At 62.4% G+C, this 19483-nt stretch carries 19 protein-coding genes and 1 tRNA gene; 4 read left to right on the forward strand and 16 right to left on the reverse strand.

The features are described 5' to 3' along the window. The first annotated feature begins 17 nt into the window (after positions 1–17). A complete protein-coding gene (gene clcA / locus HQ843_RS23780; protein WP_180900880.1) occupies positions 18–1370 on the forward strand; it encodes a H(+)/Cl(-) exchange transporter ClcA in 1353 nt (450 codons plus the stop codon). On the opposite strand, the gene HQ843_RS23785 is transcribed toward clcA, so the two are convergent. The 11 genes from HQ843_RS23785 to HQ843_RS23830 all read right to left on the reverse strand — a co-directional run bounded on the left by HQ843_RS23785 (position 1371) and on the right by HQ843_RS23830 (position 11282). Next, positions 1371–2309: a formylglycine-generating enzyme family protein gene (locus HQ843_RS23785; protein ID WP_180900879.1), complete on the reverse strand. Its 939-nt coding sequence runs from the start codon at positions 2307–2309 to the stop codon at positions 1371–1373. It lies immediately after the preceding gene. 135 nt (positions 2310–2444) lie between these two features. Beyond that, positions 2445–2521: transfer RNA gene (locus tag HQ843_RS23790), tRNA-Pro, on the reverse strand. Positions 2522–2615: 94 nt separating this feature from the next. Next, positions 2616–2744: a hypothetical protein gene (locus HQ843_RS29805; RefSeq protein WP_256432935.1), complete on the reverse strand. Its 129-nt coding sequence runs from the start codon at positions 2742–2744 to the stop codon at positions 2616–2618. A gap of 481 nt (positions 2745–3225) precedes the next feature. Beyond that, positions 3226–4059, reverse strand: coding sequence for a PPK2 family polyphosphate kinase (locus HQ843_RS23795; protein WP_180900878.1), 834 nt, complete (start codon positions 4057–4059; stop codon positions 3226–3228). 77 nt (positions 4060–4136) lie between these two features. After that, positions 4137–6680: a plasma-membrane proton-efflux P-type ATPase gene (locus HQ843_RS23800; RefSeq protein WP_180900877.1), complete on the reverse strand. Its 2544-nt coding sequence runs from the start codon at positions 6678–6680 to the stop codon at positions 4137–4139. A 150-nt stretch (positions 6681–6830) separates the two neighbouring features. Next, positions 6831–7355 carry a MerR family transcriptional regulator gene (locus HQ843_RS23805; protein WP_180900876.1) on the reverse strand — a complete coding sequence of 175 codons (525 nt, stop codon included), beginning with the start codon at positions 7353–7355 and terminating at the stop codon, positions 6831–6833. A 96-nt stretch (positions 7356–7451) separates the two neighbouring features. Continuing rightward, positions 7452–7796 carry an integration host factor subunit alpha gene (locus tag HQ843_RS23810; RefSeq protein ID WP_180900875.1) on the reverse strand — a complete coding sequence of 115 codons (345 nt, stop codon included), beginning with the start codon at positions 7794–7796 and terminating at the stop codon, positions 7452–7454. Between the two features lie 103 nt (positions 7797–7899). After that, a complete protein-coding gene (locus HQ843_RS23815; protein WP_180900874.1) occupies positions 7900–8868 on the reverse strand; it encodes a beta-ketoacyl-ACP synthase III in 969 nt (322 codons plus the stop codon). Positions 8869–8921: 53 nt separating this feature from the next. Continuing rightward, complete coding sequence (gene plsX, locus HQ843_RS23820) at positions 8922–9968, reverse strand: phosphate acyltransferase PlsX (protein WP_180900873.1); 1047 nt, start codon at positions 9966–9968, stop codon at positions 8922–8924. Positions 9969–10102: 134 nt separating this feature from the next. After that, positions 10103–10681 carry a YceD family protein gene (locus HQ843_RS23825; protein ID WP_180900872.1) on the reverse strand — a complete coding sequence of 193 codons (579 nt, stop codon included), beginning with the start codon at positions 10679–10681 and terminating at the stop codon, positions 10103–10105. After that, positions 10674–11282, reverse strand: coding sequence for a ubiquinol-cytochrome C chaperone family protein (locus HQ843_RS23830; RefSeq protein WP_371824607.1), 609 nt, complete (start codon positions 11280–11282; stop codon positions 10674–10676). Before HQ843_RS23830 ends, HQ843_RS23825 begins: the two co-directional genes overlap by 8 nt. A gap of 238 nt (positions 11283–11520) precedes the next feature. On the opposite strand from HQ843_RS23830, the gene HQ843_RS23835 reads away from it, so the two are divergent. Beyond that, complete coding sequence (locus tag HQ843_RS23835) at positions 11521–12054, forward strand: outer membrane protein assembly factor BamE (protein WP_180900871.1); 534 nt, start codon at positions 11521–11523, stop codon at positions 12052–12054. Positions 12055–12106: 52 nt separating this feature from the next. On the opposite strand, the gene HQ843_RS23840 is transcribed toward HQ843_RS23835, so the two are convergent. The 5 genes from HQ843_RS23840 to tsaD form a co-directional block, all read right to left on the reverse strand. After that, on the reverse strand, positions 12107–14242 hold the full coding sequence (locus tag HQ843_RS23840) for a sodium-translocating pyrophosphatase (RefSeq protein WP_180900870.1): 2136 nt from the start codon (positions 14240–14242) through the stop codon (positions 12107–12109). A gap of 526 nt (positions 14243–14768) precedes the next feature. Further along, entirely contained in the window at positions 14769–15188 is a 420-nt protein-coding gene (locus tag HQ843_RS23845) for an EVE domain-containing protein (RefSeq protein ID WP_180900869.1), read from the reverse strand. Positions 15189–15191: 3 nt separating this feature from the next. Continuing rightward, complete coding sequence (locus tag HQ843_RS23850) at positions 15192–15485, reverse strand: YciI-like protein (protein WP_180900868.1); 294 nt, start codon at positions 15483–15485, stop codon at positions 15192–15194. An 11-nt stretch (positions 15486–15496) separates the two neighbouring features. Beyond that, a complete protein-coding gene (locus HQ843_RS23855) occupies positions 15497–16477 on the reverse strand; it encodes an NAD(P)H-dependent glycerol-3-phosphate dehydrogenase (protein ID WP_180900867.1) in 981 nt (326 codons plus the stop codon). Beyond that, positions 16474–17571, reverse strand: a complete 1098-nt coding sequence (gene tsaD / locus HQ843_RS23860; RefSeq protein WP_180900866.1) for a tRNA (adenosine(37)-N6)-threonylcarbamoyltransferase complex transferase subunit TsaD — start codon at positions 17569–17571, stop codon at positions 16474–16476. Before tsaD ends, HQ843_RS23855 begins: the two co-directional genes overlap by 4 nt. Positions 17572–17636: 65 nt before the next feature. Between tsaD and hemC the strand changes: the two genes are divergently transcribed. Further along, positions 17637–18566, forward strand: a complete 930-nt coding sequence (gene hemC, locus HQ843_RS23865) for a hydroxymethylbilane synthase (protein ID WP_180900865.1) — start codon at positions 17637–17639, stop codon at positions 18564–18566. 8 nt (positions 18567–18574) lie between these two features. Continuing rightward, entirely contained in the window at positions 18575–19291 is a 717-nt protein-coding gene (locus tag HQ843_RS23870) for a uroporphyrinogen-III synthase (RefSeq protein WP_180900864.1), read from the forward strand. The last annotated feature ends 192 nt before the right edge of the window (positions 19292–19483 follow it).

Consider the following 19483-nt stretch of genomic DNA (forward strand, 5'->3'; position numbering starts at 1 on the left):
CGCGTCGCGGTCGCCCGATGAGCGAGCCGGAAGACGCAGCGCTCGAGGCGCGCGACCGACGCGCGGAGACCCGCTACATCACGATGGCCGCCATCACAGGCATCGTCACGGGCACGATCGGCTCATTTTTCCATCTTGTGATCGACCGGCTGTCGACCTGGCCGCAGGCGCTCGGACGCCATATTGACGGGCCCTGGCTCGTTCTCGCGGCGGCCCTTATTACCATGACCGTCACCGTCGCCATGGTCGCCGTCGTCCGCCGCTATGCGCCGGAGGCCGCCGGCAGCGGCGTACAGGAAATCGAAGGCGCGATGAGCAATCTGCGTAACGTACGCTGGCGCAGGGTCCTGCCGGTCAAATTCCTCACCGGCATCGGCGCGCTGTCATCCGGCCTCGTGCTCGGGCGCGAGGGGCCGACGATCCATATCGGCGCGTCGATCGCGGCCGCCACCACCGATTTCTTCAAGGTCTCGGATACCGAAAGGCGTGGTCTTCTGGGCGCCGGAGCGGCCGCGGGCCTCGCCTGCGCCTTCAACGCGCCGCTCGCCGCGGTGCTGTTCATCATCGAGGAAACCCACAACCAGTTTCCCTATAACTTCCGCAGTTACATGGGCGTGATCGTCGCGGCCTTCTTTGCCACGGTGATGACGGAAGTGATCGGCGGAACCGCCCCTGATTTCTCCATGGCCGTCGCCACGCCGGCACTCGCCCTGCTGCCGGCCTTCATCGTGCTTGGCGCGCTCCTCGGGGTCGTCGGCGTTGCGCTCAATGCCAGCCTGATGAGCGTTTCGAGCTTCACCATGGCAATGCAGAAGCGCATTCCCTATCTCGCCCCGGCGCTGATCGGCCTTGCCATCGGCGCGCTGTTCATCCTGTTTCCGCGCGCCGTCACCGGCGGCGAGAACGTCATCGTAGCGCTTGCCCGCGATCATGTCGTGCTGAGCGCGCTGCTGCTTCTCGCGGTGCTGCGGTTCGCCACCATGGTCGTGAGCTATTCCGCCGGCACCCCCGGCGGCATTTTCGCGCCCATGCTGGCGCTTGCGATCGCGGTCGGGCTTGCCTTCGGCACCATTCTGGACGGCATGCTGCCGGAAGGGACCGCCGTTCCGCTCGCCTTCGGCATCGCAGCCATGGGCGGCCTGTTCTCGGCCTCCGTGCGCGCGCCGGTGGTCGGCGTGGCGCTGACGCTGGAACTGACGGGGGCCTACACCATGACCCTGCCGCTGATCGCCACCTGCGTCACCGCCAATGTCGCGGCCCGCTGGCTTGGCGGACAGCCGATCTATGAACAATTGCTGGAACGGACGCTCAAGCAGGCAGGCGTCCATCCGGAGCGCATGCCGCACAGGCCCGAAAGCGAACTCGGCTGATCAGCCGTCGTAGGCCACGCGGAAACCGACATTGCTGGCGGCGCTGTCCGGCGTCAGCGCCATGCGCGCGGCGATCCGGTAACGATAGCAATAGCTGTAATGGCAGAGGAACGACCCGCCCTTGAGCAGGCGTTCATTGGCGGCGACGGCGGCGGCGTTGCGTTGCTTGGCGTGGCGGGACAGGGAACGGATGCGGTAGGGATCGGCGGTCCACTCCCAGACATTGCCGGCCATATTGTAGAACCCGCCCTCGTTCGGCTCGAAGGATTGCGCCGGCGCTGTGCCCATATAGCCGTCGGCCATGGTGTTGTGATCAGGAAAGCGCCCCTGCCAGATGTTGCAGAAGATATTGGTGTCGGTCGGCTCCTCATCGCCCCAGACGAACTTGCGGCCAACGACGCCGCCATGGGCTGCCCGCTCCCACTCCGCCTCGCTCGGCAGCTTGCCGCCAACCCAGGTGGCAAACGCCACGGCATCGGCATGGGAGACCTGGGTGACGGGATGATCGAGACGGTCCTCGACGCTGCTGCCCGGACCTTCGGGATGCTGCCAGTCGGCGCCGTCGATCCGCCACCACCAGGGCGTGTCCGGCGCGCCGCCCATCACTTCGGTATCCTTCGAAACCAGCCCTGAAAACACCGCCGACCAGCCAAAACGCTCGGCCTCGCTGACATAACCGGTCGCCTTGACGAATTCGGAAAAGCGGCGGATCGTCACAGTCTGCGCCTCAAGGGCAAAGGGATTGAGCTTGACGAAGCGCACCGGGCCCTCGCCATCCAGGGGGATTGCCGGATTGTCGATGCCCACATGGCTGCGCCCGCCGGGAAGGGAAATCGCGTTGGCGCGTTCGCCGCTGCCCGCGGCAATCACGGAAACCGCTTCCCCCGCCGGCATTTCGGCATTGCGCGATACCGCGCAGCAGCTGCCCTTTCCGCTCATCCATCCGCTCCCGATCGTCTCACGTCGTCTTCATCGTGTAGCAATTTCGGGCAACGACCGCCAATGGCGCTTTGTCGCAGCCCGTCGCAATGGGGGGATGCGCTGAACGATCTGAATCACGATAAATCCGGAAAATGGTCGGGGTGGCGGGATTCGAACCCACGACCCCTTGACCCCCAGTCAAGTGCGCTACCGGGCTGCGCTACACCCCGACCAACCGTCTAAACGGCCCGTCCCCTTTAGACTTTCGCTGAAGGCGGCGCAAGAGGCAAAACCGGCTTTACGTACAAAATCCGAAGCAGGTTTTCATACCGCCATCGTTTGCCAGAAAAGCGGTTCCGGTTGGATCATATCCAGGCGGGCGACGAAAATCGAATAGAAGAACGGCATGAGAGACGAGGACAGTCCGACCATGACGGCGAGAAGTGTCAGCAAAACCCATTTCCTGTTGGCGATCGGCGATGACGAGTAGCATACCGAACAGACGTTGCGACCGTAACGAAGGTGATGATGGCACGTCTTACACCTGAAAATACGCATACCCAGTGCCCTGCAAGCCATTAAAGACAGTTTTTATTATACACAGTCGAGAGTAATATTCAAATATTAAAAGAAATAACATTAAAATATTCATATTAAATTCATAGAGTCGATCATTTCCGCAAATATTGAATGCTATATTAAAATATACAAATATAAAAATAGACAATAATCAATTATATCATCGGATATTATTTGGCATCGCCAATGCTCCAGATTTCTTATTTTGACGCGTCGGGTTAACGAAAAAATCGGATTCCGCTTTTTCGCCCGATGCTCTAACTGACGTGATATCGGCCGCGACAAGAAACGTCCGGGCACAGGAAGCCTTCCACATATCTCGATCTATCCGGGCATTCCGCTCAACCGAAATCGCTCACTGCTCCCTGACGGCGTGATGGTAACGCCGATAGATCTCGTTGATATCGACGGTCGGCCGCGGGCTCTCGATCTTCATGTCGAGCATGGCGCGATGAATGATGTCGGCGGCAGCCAGATTGCGGAACCATTTGCGGTTCGCGGGTATCACATACCAGGGCGCATGGGCCGTCGAACAATTGGCGAGCATCGCCTCATAGGCCTCGATATACTCGTCCCAGCGATCGCGCTCGGCATAATCCGAAAGCGAAATCTTCCACTGCCGCTCCTTGTCCTCGAGCCGTTTCTCGAACCTTTCGAGCTGCTCATCCTTGGAAATATAGAGGAAGAACTTGACGATGGTGACGCCGTTCTCGGTCAGGAATTCCTCGAAATTATTGATCTGATGATAACGCTTCGACCACACCTGTTTGGAAACGAGATTGTGCACCCGCGCCACCAGCACGTCCTCGTAATGCGAGCGGTTGAAGACCGCCACCTGGCCCATCGCCGGCACGCGCTGATGCACGCGCCAGAGAAAATCATGCGCCTTTTCAACCTCGGTGGGCTGCTTGAAGCTCGCGACATAGGTGCCCTGCGGGTTCATGGCGCGGATCACATGCCAGCAGACGCCGTCCTTGCCGGCCGCGTCTATGCCCTGCAGCACGATCAGCAGCGCATGGTTCTTTTCCGCGTAGAGCATCTCCTGAAGCGGCGTGATCTCGTCCAGTATGCCGTCGAGCGCCTCCTTGCCCTCATCCTTGCTGCCAATCCCGCCATCCTGGGCCGGATCGATATCGGCGAGCGAGACCGTGCTGCCGGGTTCGATAACGAGCTTCTTTCGATAATCCATGATTTACTCCCATGCGCTGCGCGTTCCTGAAACCTAACGCGCAAGCGTCAGAATCGGCAGCGACTTGTTGCAATGATCTACCGGAACAGGCGCTCATTCACCACATCGATCGACATTGCCCGTCGCGCGCTGCGGTTTTCCAGCACATGATCAATGCCGATCCGTACCAGGCCGAGCACGAACAGCCAGAAGATCAGATAGACCCAGACGAGGCCGATGAGCAGCCACGAAATCTTCGGCACGAGAATCCCGAAACCGCACATCAGCACCGCCACCAATTGCGTGGCGACGATCGCGATCAGCAACGGCGGCGCCGGATAGGGCCTTTTGGTGAACCAGTTTTCCTTGCGCGCGACCAACAGCAGCAGATGACCGCCGGCGACAAGCTGCAGGAACATCATCGATTGCAGATGCGCGTTGTCGGTAATGCCGAGCCCGGGCCATCGCGCCGGCTCGGACATCACCTCCATCCCCATCAGCAACAGCCCGAAGGACTGAACGATCGAGGCAAAGCCGAGCACGGCGGCAACGGTCAGCAGATGCGGCATCCGCCAGCGGATCGGCTGCTCCGACACCGTGGTGTTGTCATAGGCGACCGTCATGATCGGGACATCGTCGAGCAGCGACATCAACACGATCATGATCGGCGTCAGCGGCTGGAACCCGAGAAAGATCGTCGACAGCACCACCAGGAACATGATCGTCAGGGTCAGCGCCACGCGATAGACCGTGTAGCTGGTGATCCGCCCGAAAATCCGCCGCGCCTCGTCGATCGCGTTCTCGATCACCGAAAGGCCGGGGGCCGTCAGGATCAGCGCCGCGGCACCGCGCGCAGCATCGGTCGCGCCCGAGACCGCGATCCCGCAATCGGCCTGTTTCAGCGCCGGCGCGTCGTTGACCCCGTCGCCGGTCATCGCGACCAGATGGCCGTTCTTCTGGAACGTCTTGACGATCGCATATTTGTGTTCGGGAAAGACCCGCGCGAAACCATCCGCCGTCAGGATGCGGTTGGCGATCGGGCCGGGCACATTGTCGGGGTCCATGTCTTTCGGAAACACATCCGCCGCCGCCAGAATATTGGTGCCAAGGCCCAGCTGGCGGGCGGTCTCGCGCGCAATCGCGGTATCATCGCCGGTGATCATCTTCACCGTCACGCCCTTGGCGCGGACATTGTCGATGGTCTGTTTCGAATCATCGCGCGGCGGATCGTACATCGGCAGGATGCCGATCAATTGCCAATGGGCGCCGTCATCGTCCGAACGCGCCACGGCAAGCGCGCGATAGCCCTTCGCGCCCAGCGCCGCCACATGGGTATCGACCGCCGCCGCGTTCGCCCCGCCGCAGAGCGCCACGATCGCATGTGGCGCGCCCTTGGAGGCCAGGAACGTCTTGCCATCCGGCCCGGCGACGGAAACCTCCGTGCGCTTGGAAACCGGATCGAACGGCGTGAATCGCGAAAGCCGGTATTGGCCAAGCACGGCCTTGTCCGGCAGCGCGGCAATCACCGCGCCATCGATCGCGTCGCTTCCCTCGTCGCGCGAGGCAAGAGCGGCGGCCAGAACGATCCGCGACGGATCGACGCCGTCAAGCGGGATCGGCTCGCCGAGCGTCAGGATATTCTTCGTCAGCGTACCGGTCTTGTCGGAGCACAAAATATCTGCGCCGGCCATTTCATCGATCGAGGAGAGCCGCGAGACGATCGCCTTTTCCTTCGACAGCGCCAGCGCGCCGAGCGCCATGGTGATCGAAAACACGGCGGGCATGGCGACCGGGATCGAGGCAACCAGCAGCACCAGCACGAACTGCAGGATCGCCAGCGCATCGGCAAGGCCCCAATTGTCGGATTTCACGATGTCGACATAAACCTGAACGGCCACCATGATCAGCGCCAGTACCACGGCAAGCGCGATCAGGAAGTTGCCGATATGAAACATCGCCTTCTGCGCCTGGCTGACGGTGCCCGCGCCTGCCACCAGCTTCGCGGTACGGCCGAAAAACGTGTTGCCGCCGGTGCCGATCACGACGCCCGCCATCTCGCCCTGCTTCACCACGCTGCCGGAATAGGCGAGATCACCGATTTTCTTGGTAACAGGCAGTGATTCGCCGGTCAGCGCGGCTTGGTCGATCGAGGCGTAGTCGCCGGAAACCAGCCTTATGTCAGCGGGTACGATGCCGCCCAGACGGATATTGACGATATCGCCGGGCACGAGCGTCGCGGCGTCCACCGTCTTCGCCGCACCACCGCGAACGGCGCTTGCCTGCGGGGCGAGCGAGTTCTTGAGGGCGGCAAGCGCATTGGTGGCCTTGCTGTCCTGATAGAATTCGAGGGCGACATTGAAGAGCAGCAATCCGAGAATAATGAAGAAATCGCCCCAGTTGGCGAGCAGAAGCGAAACCAGCGCCGCCGCCTCGATCATGAACGCGATCGGGCCGACGAAGTGCCGGAGGATCTGCCGTGCAAGGCTGGTCTTCTCTTCCAGCAGCGCGTTCGGACCATAAGTCGCAAGCCGCGTCCCGGCTTCCTCGTCGGAAAGCCCCGTCGTGATATCGGTTTTCAGCTGCGCCACGACCGCGTCGAGCGGCGCATTTTCGAGGTCCGTTTTCGCCGCTTCACCAGCCATCGCCCAACTCCAGCAATCCCGCTTTCCAGACGCTACAATGATACTACCATAAGTGGAACCGAAACCGGTTTTCCATGGCAAAATCTGCGTACTGGAAGAAATCTATACGAAAAGCGCGATGGCGGGATGACCGAGATCAAACGGCAGATATCAGCGAACCTGATCGAGAAGGCGTTTGCACTCCAGAAGGTCGGACAGAACTTCCTTCAGCATCGCATCGTCGGAGCGCGCAAGGCCGAAAGCCGGATCGATATCGCCCTCGCCTTCCTTGCCCCGTCTGAAAAAACCTTTGCCGCTGGCCTTCTTCGGCCGGCCGACCACCTGATCATCATCGAAGATCGAATGCTGGTCTTCCTGCTGGCGGGCCTCGGGCTGCGGCGCAAGCGCCTCGATCAGTTCGGCATCGCCGCTGCCGACGGCCGTGACGAAACGGTTGCCGTTGCTTTTCAGAAGCTTCTGCACGCCCTTGATGGTGTAGCCATGATCATAAAGAAGGTGGCGGATGCCCTTCAGCAGTTCGACATCCTCGGGCCGGTAATAGCGTCGTCCGCCGCCGCGTTTCATCGGCTTGACCTGGGTAAAGCGGGTTTCCCAGAACCGCAGCACGTGCTGCGGCAGCTCCAGTTCTTCGGCAACCTCGGAAATGGTGCGAAACGCCTCGGGACTTTTGTCCATGATGATCAAACGCCTTCCGCTGATATCGAATCGCAGCTATTTCACCGCGAACACGCCGCGATGACAAGACGGAATCAGAGATTTGCGTGAGGCAGGTCAGCCAGCCGTCCTGGCCGCGGCCTTCTCGGCCTTGTTGCGACGCGTCAGATGCGACTTCAATATCTTCTGCTTCAAGACGTTGGACGCCTTGAAGGTCATCACCCGGCGGGGCGAAATCGGCACTTCCTCACCGGTCTTCGGATTGCGTCCGATGCGCTCGTTCTTGTCGCGCACCTGGAAGGTCGCGAACGAGGAGAGCTTGACCGTTTCACCCCGAACAATCGCGTCACAAATCTCATCGATCACGGTTTCCACCAGTTCGGCGGATTCTGTTCGTGAAAGACCCACCTTGCGGAACACTGATTCTGCCAGATCCGCTCGCGTCACAGTTTTGCCAGGCATTACCGCATCCCGATTTTTATTTAATTCCCCGTCGCATAGACACTATTGCCGACCGGCATGGCGGTCAAGCGCCTGATGGGACGGAATCCATGATGACGAGCCGCTACCAGCGCAAAAGCACCGCGCCCCAGGTAAAACCGCCGCCCATTGCCTCCAGCATCACCATATCGCCCCGCTTGATCCGACCATCGCCGGCAGCCGTGGCAAGCGCCAGCGGAATCGACGCGGCCGAGGTATTGGCGTGCTGGTCGACAGTGACCACGACCTTGTCCATCGGAATGCCGAGCTTCTTGGCCGATCCCTCGATGATACGACGGTTGGCCTGGTGCGGGACCAGCCAGTCGAGATCGTCGGCGGTGACGCCGGCCTCGCCGAATGCGGCCTCGATCACATCGGTGATCATCCCGACCGCATGCTTGAAAACCTCGCGGCCCTGCATCCGCAGATGACCGATATCACCCGTGGTCGACACGCCGCCATCGACATAGAGCTTTTCGCAATGCGCGCCATCGGAACGCAGGCTTGAGGCGATGATGCCGCGATCACCGGCCACCGCATCGTCAACGGCTTCGAGGATGACCGCGCCGGCGCCGTCGCCGAACAGCACGCAGGTGGTCCGGTCGGTCCAGTCGAGCAGGCGCGAAAATGTCTCCGCGCCGATCACCAGCACCCGCTTCGCCCGCCCCGCGCGGATGAAATTATCCGCCGTCGTCACCGCGTAGACGAAGCCCGAGCAGACCGCCTGCAGGTCGAAGGCGAAGCCGTGGCTCATCCCGAGGCGGTGCTGGATATTGACGGCTGTTGCCGGAAAGGTGTTGTCGGGCGTGGAGGTCGCGACCACGATGACGTCGATGTCATCGGCGCTCAGTCCGGCATTGGCAAGGGCCGCCCGCGCGGCAGCCTCGCCAAGCGAAGCCGTGGTCTCGCCATCGCCGGCGATATAGCGCTGCTTGATGCCGGTTCGCTGCTGGATCCAGCTATCGGAGGTATCGACAAGCTGCCGAAGCTCCTCGTTGGTCACAACGCGTCTGGGCAGGGCCGAACCGAAACCGCAAACGACAGAACGGGTCATGTTTCTTTTTCCTTATTGGCAGCCCGGGGCTGCGTTATCCGGCCGCACCGGCTTCAGGCCGCTTCCGGCCCCATCGGTGATTCGTTACGGGCATGGTATTCGTTCAGATCATGCTGGATCTTGGCCTGCAATCCGTTGTGAACCATGTCATAGGCCACATCGATCGCAGAGGCATACCCCTCGGCATCCGTGCCGCCATGGCTCTTGATGACGATGCCGTTGAGGCCGAGGAAGACGCCGCCGTTGACCTTGCGGGGATCGAGCTTGTCGCGCAGCATCTGGAAGGCGCTGCGGGCAAGCACATAGCCAATCCGGGTCATCCATGTCCGCGACATCGACGAGCGCAGATATTCCGCGATCTGGCGGGCCGTGCCCTCGGCCGTCTTCAGCGCGATATTGCCGGTGAACCCCTCGACCACGAAAACGTCCACCGTTCCGCGCCCGAGATCGTCGCCCTCGACGAAGCCGGCATATTCGAGATTGTCGATATCCGCCTCGCGCAGAAGCTTGCCCGCTTCCTTGACCTGCTCGACGCCCTTGACCTCCTCGACGCCGACATTGATGAGGCCGACGGTAGGCTTCTTGATCTCGAACAGCGCGCGAGCCATCGCTCCGCCCATCAGCGCGAAATCGAGCAACTGCTTGGCATCGGCGCCGATCGTGGCGCCGATATCGAGCACGATGCTCTCGCCCCTCAATGTCGGCCAGATGCCCGCGATCGCCGGACGGTCGATTGTCGGCATGGTCCTGAGACAGAACATCGCCATCGCCATCAGCGCGCCGGTATTGCCGGCGGAAACGGCGGCGTCGGAACGGCCTTCCTTGACCGCGTCGATCGCGCACCACATGCTGGAAACATTGCGTCCGCGCCTGAGAGCCTGGCTCGGCTTCTCATCCATTTCGACGGTCACTTCGCAATCGATCACCTCGGCCCGTTCCGCAAGCCTGGGAAAGCCTGCAAGGAGCGGTTCGATCGCGTCCTTCCTGCCGTAAAGGAGAAAGCTGATATCGGGATGCCGCGTCAGCGCCTGGGCAGCGCCTCCAATCGCGACTTGCGGCCCGACATCGCCCCCCATGACATCAATGGAAATTCTAATCAAACGTTCCAGGTCCCTGTTTACACGCGCATCGGCGGAGCCGGGCCAAAATACCCTTTTTGTTTCCTGAGACAACTGCTGCGGTTGAAAAACCCGAGATTACACCGCCAGGTCCTGCGCCGCTTGCCTCCAAGGTACTATTCAGACTGGTTTTTCCAATCCTTCAGCGCCGCAAAAGGGGAAGGCGCGGCATCATCTTGCGCATCATCCGTGTCGATCAGTTTCTCCGTCACGGCGACGCCGGGCTTTCGCGGATAAGGGTCGACCGCAAGGCCGATTGCCTCGATCACAACTGCGGCGAGATCGATCTCGGTTCCGGAAAACGGCTCCGGCTCGTCCGGACCGTTGGGATCAACGATCAGTTCGCCTTCCTCATTGAGCTTGCGGTGGAACTGGCGGGAGTTCTCCGGCAGGAAAGTGACGTCCACCTCTTCCTCGATGGTCGCCTCGAGCGGCTCGAGCGTGACCACGCAGGTCTGGGTGATCCCGGCCCTGACCGTGCCCTTGACGCGCACGCCATCACGCCGCCAGGGCGAAATCCTCAGATCCGCCGAAAGACTTTCAACCGAGCGGACATCGAGAAACCCGGCGGTCGCCGCGCGTTCCGCCGCGTCGGCATCGATGCGCATGTCGAAGGCGGCGGAAGACGCGCGGGAGACGGCGAAAGGCCGCGAGAACGGCAGTTTCCTGACGGCGGCGTTTTCTTCATCAGCCACGGGCGACCTCCGTGCATTCCGGCACCAGGAAACTCACCATGCCGGTTTCGACGATGACCTCGTCCATGCGCGAAAGATGATCGGCATTGGCCAGCATCCAGCGCGCGAGCTCGGCCATATCGACCGGCTCGGCATCGAAACCGTGAAAATTCTGCCCAAGGGCGACAGCGAGCTGGCCGAGATCGCGATCCTGAAGGCAGCGGACATAGCGTTCCAGCCGGCCGTAAAACATGCCCGCCAGCTTTTTCATCCGTTTCGGCACGGAATTGTCGCCGACGCCAAGTTCGCGGATGGAATAATCGATGTCGAGAAAAAAGGCATCGACCACCTCCTGCGAGAGCTGCTTGCCGCTTTCGGATGATTTCGAGGTTCGCCACAGGAACAGGATCATCACCAACGACAGCATCTCGAAACGCCCCATCACGGTGTCGGGCACATTATAGTCGGTATAAAAGCACGGCTGGCGCGCCGTGGTCGTAATCACGCCATACTGACGTTGCACCACCTGACGGTTGCCGCGTCTCCTGCTGAATAATCCCAAGGTAGTCCCACTCTCTCTACATAAATTCCATAGTGCCGCACTCACCTGATGCAATTGCATCCGGACACAAGCTGGTTTATCCAGTTACACTGGAAAACGCGAAGCTCGATGATGAGCCGGCCAGAATTGGCTGCAGTCCCCTGAACCAACCATGGATAATGGTAGTTTGCGCGGGGCCTGCCCGCAACCGGGAATCGTCGCCGGCAACAGGCATTGGCACGGGCCTGGCGTTGGCGAATGATGGAAACAAACAGTCGGCGGGTTCGCCCGACCGACACCGAGACCTGTCAGGGAGTGTATGTTGAAGACGCACGGTGTGAAATTTGATCTGAAGCCGGCCCGTCCGGCAGCCGCCGGTGCTCTTGTCGCCGTCACCCTTCTGGTCGCAGGCTGCTCGACCAGCGATATCGTCGGCAGCAAGAATGTCTATTATCAGGGTTATGTCGTCGACGAGCAGATGCTGCAGCTCGTCAAGGTCGGCTCCAGCCGCGAGCAGGTTCTGCTGACGCTCGGCGAGCCCTCGACCACCGCGACCTTCGACAATGAAGTGTTCTTCTACATCTCGCAGAAGAAGGAAAAACGCTTCACCTTCCAGAAACCGCGTCTGGTCGACCAGGAAATCCTCGCGGTCTATTTCGACGGCAACGGCCGCGTCGCGCGCATCGGGCGCTACACGCTGCAGGATGGCAATGTCATCGACATGGCGACCGAAACAACGCCGACCGGCGGCAAGGAAATCACCTTCATCCAGCAGATCCTGCAGGGCACCGGCGGCAGCGCCGCCCGCGACTTCTTCGGCGCAGGCAACAATGCCGGCGTGGTCGGGCCGTAAAGGACGCGAAAAAAGACCCCGCCGAAATGGCGGGGTCTTTTTTCGTTGAAGCCTACGCCAATACCGCCAGCAGCAGCAGCGCCACGATATTGGTGATCTTGATCGCCGGGTTGACGGCGGGACCGGCAGTGTCCTTGTAGGGATCGCCGACGGTATCGCCGGTGATCGAGGCCTTGTGGGCCTCGGAGCCCTTTTCGTGGGTAACGCCGTCGGCATCGACGAAGCCATCCTCGAAGCTCTTCTTGGCATTGTCCCATGCGCCGCCGCCCGATGTCATCGAGATCGCGACGAACAGACCGTTGACGATCACGCCGAGCAGCGATGCGCCGAGGGCCGCAAAGGCCGAGGCCTTGGAGCCCGAAAGCCCCCAGACGCCGAAGAACACCACCAGCGGCGCCAGCACCGGCAGCAGCGAGGGCACGATCATCTCGCGGATCGCGGCCTTGGTCAGCATGTCGACGGCACGCCCGTAATCCGGTTTTTCCGTGCCGTCCATGATGCCGGGCTTGTCGCGGAACTGCTGGCGCACTTCGGCCACCACGGCACTTGCCGCCCGCCCCACGGCCGTCATCGCGATGCCGCCGAAAAGGTAGGGGATAAGGCCGCCGAAGATCAGCCCGGCAACCACGTAAGGGTTGGAGAGCGAGAACGAGATATCGCCCATATCCGCATAGAATGGGTATTGATCCCCATGCGCCGCGAAGAAGGCAAGATCGTTCGAATAGGCGGCGAACAGCACCAGAGCGCCGAGCCCGGCAGAGCCGATCGCATAGCCCTTGGTCACCGCCTTGGTGGTGTTGCCGACCGCATCGAGCGCGTCGGTGGATTTGCGCACTTCCGGCGGAAGCCCCGCCATTTCCGCAATCCCACCGGCATTATCCGTGACCGGGCCGAAGGCATCGAGCGCCACGATCATGCCCGCGATTCCAAGCATGGCGGTAACGGCGATGCCGGTCCCGAACAGGCCCGCCAACTGATAGGTGGAGATGATGCCGCCGCAGATCACGATCGCCGGCAGAGCGGTCGCCTCAAGCGAAACCGCAAGCCCCTGGATCACATTGGTGCCGTGGCCGGAGACCGAGGCCTGGGCGATCGACACCACCGGGCGCTTGCCCGTGCCGGTATAGTATTCGGTGATCACCACGATCAGCGCGGTGACGATCAGGCCGACGATACCGCAGATGAACAGCGCCAGGCCGGTGATGTTCTTGCCCGCGACCTCTCCGATCGATCCGAAGCCGACAGTGGCCCAGGTGGCAAGTCCGATACCGACGATCGACAGCAGGCCGGTGACGATCAGGCCGCGATAGAGCGCGCCCATGATCGAGCCGTTGGTGCCGAGCTTGACGAAGAACGTGCCGACGATGGAGGTCAGGATGCAGACGCCGCAGATCGCGAGCGGCAGCAGCATGACATCGGCAAGGACCGCCGCGCCGCCGAAGAAGATCGCGCCGAGCACCATGGTCGCGACCACCGAGACGGCATAGGTCTCGAACAGGTCGGCAGCCATGCCGGCGCAATCGCCGACATTGTCGCCGACATTGTCCGCGATGGTGGCCGGGTTGCGCGGATCGTCTTCCGGAATACCGGCCTCGACCTTGCCGACGAGATCGCCGCCGACGTCCGCGCCCTTGGTGAAGATGCCGCCGCCGAGACGGGCGAACACGGAAATCAGGGAGGCGCCGAAGCCGAGCGCGACCAGCGCGTCGATGACATGGCGGTCATCCGGCGCATGGCCCATGATGGCAGTGAGATAATAATAATAGACCGAGACGCCGAGAAGCGCGAGGCCGGCCACCAGCATGCCGGTGATGGCGCCCGACTTGAAGGCGATGTCGAGGCCGGAAGACAGGCTGTAGGAGGCAGCCTGGGCGGTGCGCACATTGGCGCGCACGGAAACATGCATGCCGATGAAGCCGGCAGCGCCCGAAAGCACGGCGCCGATGACGAAGCCGATTGCCGCCGTCAGCGAAAGCAGCAGCCAGACCAGAATGAAGACGACCGCGCCGACAATGGCGATCGTGGTATACTGGCGCGTCAGATAGGCCTGCGCCCCTTCCCGGATATAACCCGCGATCTCTTTCATGCGCGGGGTTCCCTGATCGGCGACCATGACCGATCGGATCGCCCACAGGGCGTATACGATCGACAAGAGGCCGCAGACAATCACGGCAAGCAGTATCGTCATTTCGCTTTCCTTCCCTCTACGGCCTGCGCGAAAGCGCTTAACGGCCGAATTGACTCCGCGGCGAAACTCGCCCTGTCGGAAGGTTTTCCACCTGCCGGCTGGTCCGAAACCGCCGTATAGCGCTGCCGGACGTCCTGTTCCTCCCGCGTCCCGCAGCCGAAACGAGAGTGATGGGCCGCAGCCGAAGCGTCAAGTGCCCTTGAAGCACTTTAGACGATCGACGCGCGAGGCCGATTGACGCGTTTTCAGGCTGGTCCGACCACTTGCACAGGCATACTACCGCCCGATGGCACGGAGCGAACCGCGCTCTTGAGAGCGCTCAGCTTGTTGACAAAGCCTGCCCTACTCTCCGCCGTCATGCTCGGGCTTGTCCCGAGCATCCAAGCACATATCAACAAGACAAGCGTCTCGGTCGAAAAGTCAACTCAAATACAATCTCTTACGAAACGCCAACACCGCTCGTGCGGAACGGTGATTAGATCCTCGGGACAAGCCCGAGGATGACGCGGAGTGTGGGGACCGGTCATCAGACGTCCATCCCGCCCATGCGGCAGACTTCCAGCCATTCGTCTTCCTTCACCGGCTGTACCGAAAGCCGCATCGAGGTGACGAGCGACATATCGGCAAGCTTCGGATTGGCCTTGACATCCTTCAGCGTCACAGGCTTTGGCATATCGGCAACCGCGCGGATATCGACGCATTCCCAGCGCGGATCGTCGGTGGTGCTGTCATGATGGGCAAGCGCGCATACCTCGCAGATGCCGACGACCTCCAGCCCCTCATTGGAGTGGTAGAAGAAGCCCTTGTCGCCGATTGCCATCGCCCGCATGTTGTTGCGCGCCTGATAATTGCGCACGCCGTCCCATTGTTCCCCGGCCTCGCCCCTGTCCTTCAGCATCTGGAAGGAAAACTTGAACGGTTCGGATTTGAACAGCCAATAGGCCATGCCTCAGTCCTCCGGGTTGTTGTAGATCCACTTGTACGGCTTGACCTCGACCTTTTCGAACAGGCCGGCCTCGCCGTAAGGGTCCTCGGCCGCGATCGCCTCGGCCTCGGCCTGACTGCCGGCGGCGATGATCAGCATCGAGCCGCAGGGCTTGTCGTCGCCGTCAAGAAACGGACCGGCGATCTTCAGCGTGCCGTTTGCATTGAGCCCGTCGAGCCATGCGAGGTGGCGCGGGCGGGTTTCCATGCGGATATGAATATGGTCGGGCTTGTCCTTGCACAAGACGGCGTAGAGCATCGTTTTCTCCTTCATTCGGTCGTGATCGGCCGGCTCATCAGTTCCTCGAGCGCCTGCGGAATGCCGAGCTTGCCGTCGAGCACGCGGGCGACGGCGCTTGAAATCGGCATTTCAACGCCATGGCTCACGGCAAGTTCATTGGCAACGGAGGCGCTGTAGACACCCTCGACGAGCGCCGAATTGACGCCTTCGAAATTACCCTTCGCCAGCGCCACGCCGTAACGGAAATTGCGCGATTGGCGCGAGGTGCCCGTCAGCACCAGATCGCCGAGGCCGGAAAGCCCGCGCACCGTTTCCGGCGCGCCGCCCATGGCAACGGCAAGCCGCGACATTTCCGCAAGCCCGCGCGCGATCAGTGCCGCGCGGGCGGATTCGCCGAGATCCGCGCCCTCGACAATGCCGCAGGCGATCGCCAGCACATTCTTCAGCGCGCCGCCGATCTGCACACCAACAGGATCGCCCGAGGCATAAAGACGAAAGCTCCGGCCCGACAGAATGGTCGCGATCTCTCTGGCGCGTTCGGGGCTTTGAAACGCAAGCACCATCGCGATCGGCTTGCCGGCGGCGAGATCGACGGCGAAACCGGGGCCGGAAAGCGCGCCCGCCGGATGACGCGGCAGCGCCTCTTTCAGGACATCGGTGATCAGCCGGCCGCTGGCGCGATCGATGCCCTTGGCGGCAGAGACGATCACGGCAGCGGGGTTGAGATAGGGAGCGTAATAGAGCGCCACCGCGCGCTGGGCCTGCGCCGGCACCGCCAGCACCACGATATCGGCGGTTTCAAGCACGGAAGGATCGAGCGTGAAGGCGAGCGCGTCCGGAAGCACAATGCCCGGCAGCACGGCCTCGTGACGGCGGGTTTTACGAAGGTCCTCGATCAGTCCGGCATTGCGGCCAAGCAGCGTTACCGCGTCCTCGCCCTCATGGGCAAAGACTGCCGCAAGCGCCGTGCCGAACGCTCCGGGGCCGATAATCACGATTTTCCTGGTCATGCCTTGGCCCCCTTCCTACCGCTGCCGATCAGCGCGGCGGCATTGCCGTCGAGCGGCCAGCGCGAGCGCACAGCGATTTCCATGTCGTCTGGAGGAAACCCCGCCTGCCGGCGCTCGAGCCCCGCCCAGGCGATCATCACGGCGTTATCCGTGCACAGCCGCAGGGGCGGCGCAACGAAGGCAAAGCCTTGCCGCTCACAAAGCCCGGTCAGCATCGCCCGGATCGCGCCATTGGCGGCGACCCCGCCTGCCACCACCAGCGCCGGCGCGGCACCCGTGGCATAGCCTTCCGCCCGAAACCGCGAAAGCGCGCGACGGATACGGTCTTCAAGCGTATCGGTGACGGCAAGCTGGAAGGCGGCGCAGATATCGGAGACATCCTGCCCGCTCACCGGCGCCATTGCCTGCGCCGCCTGGCGCACGGCGGTCTTGAGCCCGGAAAACGAGAAGTCCAGCCGGTCCTCGCCCTTCATCGGCCGCGGCAGCCTGATCCGCTTCGGATCGCCTGTTGCGGCCGCCCGCTCCACGGCCGGCCCGCCGGGATAGCCGAGCCCCAGAAGCTTGGCCGTCTTGTCGAAGGCCTCGCCCAGCGCATCGTCGATTGTCGTGCCCCACCGCTCGTACCGGCCGACGCCCTTCACCAGAACGATCTGGGTATGGCCGCCGGAAACCAGCAACATCAGGAACGGAAAGGCGACGCCATCGGTCAACCGCGCCGTCAGCGCGTGGCCTTCAAGGTGATTGATGCCGTAAAACGGCTTGCCGGCCGCATAGGCGATCGCCTTGCCGCTCATCGCGCCGGTGATCAGCCCGCCGACAAGGCCGGGACCGATTGTCGCGGCAATGCCGTCGAGGTCGCCAAACCCGATGCCGGCATCCTTGAGCGCGCCGGCAATCAGCCCGTCCATCGCCTCGACATGGGCGCGCGCGGCGATCTCCGGCACCACGCCTCCGAAGGCCGCGTGTTCTTCAAGCTGGCTCAGCACCAGATCGGCGACAATTTCGCCGCGACCGCCCTCGTCCATCGCCACGATGGCGGCGGCGGTTTCATCGCAGCTCGATTCGATGCCGAGAAAGACTGTCTGTTTTTTCATCGCGATTGTTTGCGGCGGCGCGCAATCCGGTTTACGAGACACCCGGTAACAATGGTGGACGCAGGATGCAAACGAAACCTTACCGGATCGGAACCCGCGGCAGCCCGCTGGCGCTGGCCCAGGCCCATGAAACCCGCAACCGGCTGATGGCGGCCCATGATCTGGCCGCGGAGATGTTTGAGATCGTGGTGCTTTCCACCAGGGGCGACCGGATCACCGACCGCGCGCTTGTGGCCATCGGCGGAAAAGGGCTTTTCACCGAGGAGATCGAGCAGCAACTGCTTTCCGGCGCGCTCGATTTCGCGGTGCATTCCTCCAAAGACATGCCGACGGCGCTGCCGGAAGGGCTGACGCTCTCCACCTTCCTGCCGCGCGCCGACCCGCGCGACGCCTTTATCGGCCGGACCGTGAAAAATCTCGCCGATCTGCCGAAAGGCGCGATCGTCGGCTCCGCGTCGCTGAGACGCCAGGCGCTGATTCGCCGGCTGCGGCCCGATATCGAAGTGGTGATTTTCCGGGGCTCGGTGCAGACGCGGCTGACGAAGCTTGCCGAAGGCGCCGTCGACGGCACGTTTCTCGCCTATGCCGGCCTCTCGCGGCTCGGTCTGCAGCATGTTGCGACCGAAATTCTCGATCCGAAGGAATTTATTCCTGCCCCGGCCCAGGGCGCGATCTGCATCGAGCAGCGCATCGATGACGAGCGGATATCGGCCCTGCTTGCCCCGGTCAATGATCGCGATACCTATGACGCCGTTGCCTGCGAGCGCGGTTTTCTGGCTGCCCTCGACGGCTCCTGCCGCACGCCGATCGCCGGCCACGCCGTGCTTGACGGCGACGCCATTCATTTCTCCGGCCTGATCCTGACGCCGGACGGCGAAAAGGCCCACGATATCACGGTAGAAGGCCCGCGCGCCGACGCCGCAACACTCGGCCGCGCGGCGGGCGAAACGCTGCGCGGCCGCGCCGGACCACGCTTCTTCGAGGACTGGAGCTGAGGCTTTCGATGCGCGTTCTGGTGACCCGCCCGCAAAACAAGGCCGGAAAGACCGGCGCGCTGCTGTCCGCCATGGGCCACCAGCCGGTGGCGATGCCGCTGTTTGAGACCGTGCACCACCCGGACAGGGCGAGGGAAGCAATCGCCCGTGGGCGCTGGGCGGCACTCGCCATCACCAGCACCGAGGCCCTTTTCGAGATCGAAGCGGCGGCCGATGCTCCCGACATGATCGACCGCCCGGTGTTCGCCGTGGGAGCCGAAACCGCCGGCCGGGCCCGCGAAGCCGGCTTCACGCGCGTTTTCACAGGCGCAGGCAATGGCGAAGAGCTTGCCGGGGCGATCGCGGCCGAACCGTCGCTGTTTGTCCGCGCGCCGCTCCTCTATCTCGCCGGCGTCCCGCGCGCGCCCTATCTGGAGCGCGGGCTCGCGGCCCTGCATGTGCCGTTCGAAACCGTCACCGTCTATGCCATGGAGCCGCTGGACTACGACGCAGCGGAAATCGAGGCTCTGGCTGGCGCAACCGATGCGATCCTGTTTTATTCCCACATGACGGCCGCCCGCTTTTTCGCGCTTGGCGCCGCAAAGGGGCTCGCGGAACGCCCCGACCCACCTGCCCTGCTGTGCCTGTCGGCGAATGTCGCGCATGCTGTCCCGGCCGAACTTGCCGGTCGCATCCGCATTGCCGAGGCGGCGAACGAGGAAAGCCTGCTTGCGCTGCTGGGGTGACGACAAAGGCTCGCGGAGACAGGGAACAAGTCTTCAACAAAAGCCTTTTCTTAATACCACCCGGCCACTACCCTAGAGCGCGTCCAGGAAAAGTGGACACCGGTTTTCCGTCCGGACGCGCGGAAAAGCAAAAGGTTTGCAAACGGTTCTGGAACATGTTCGCGGTTCAGGGAAACGCCAACATGTTCCAGA

The sequence above is a fragment of the Martelella sp. NC20 genome (assembly GCF_013459645.1).
Taxonomy (GTDB): Bacteria; Pseudomonadota; Alphaproteobacteria; order Rhizobiales; family Rhizobiaceae; genus Martelella.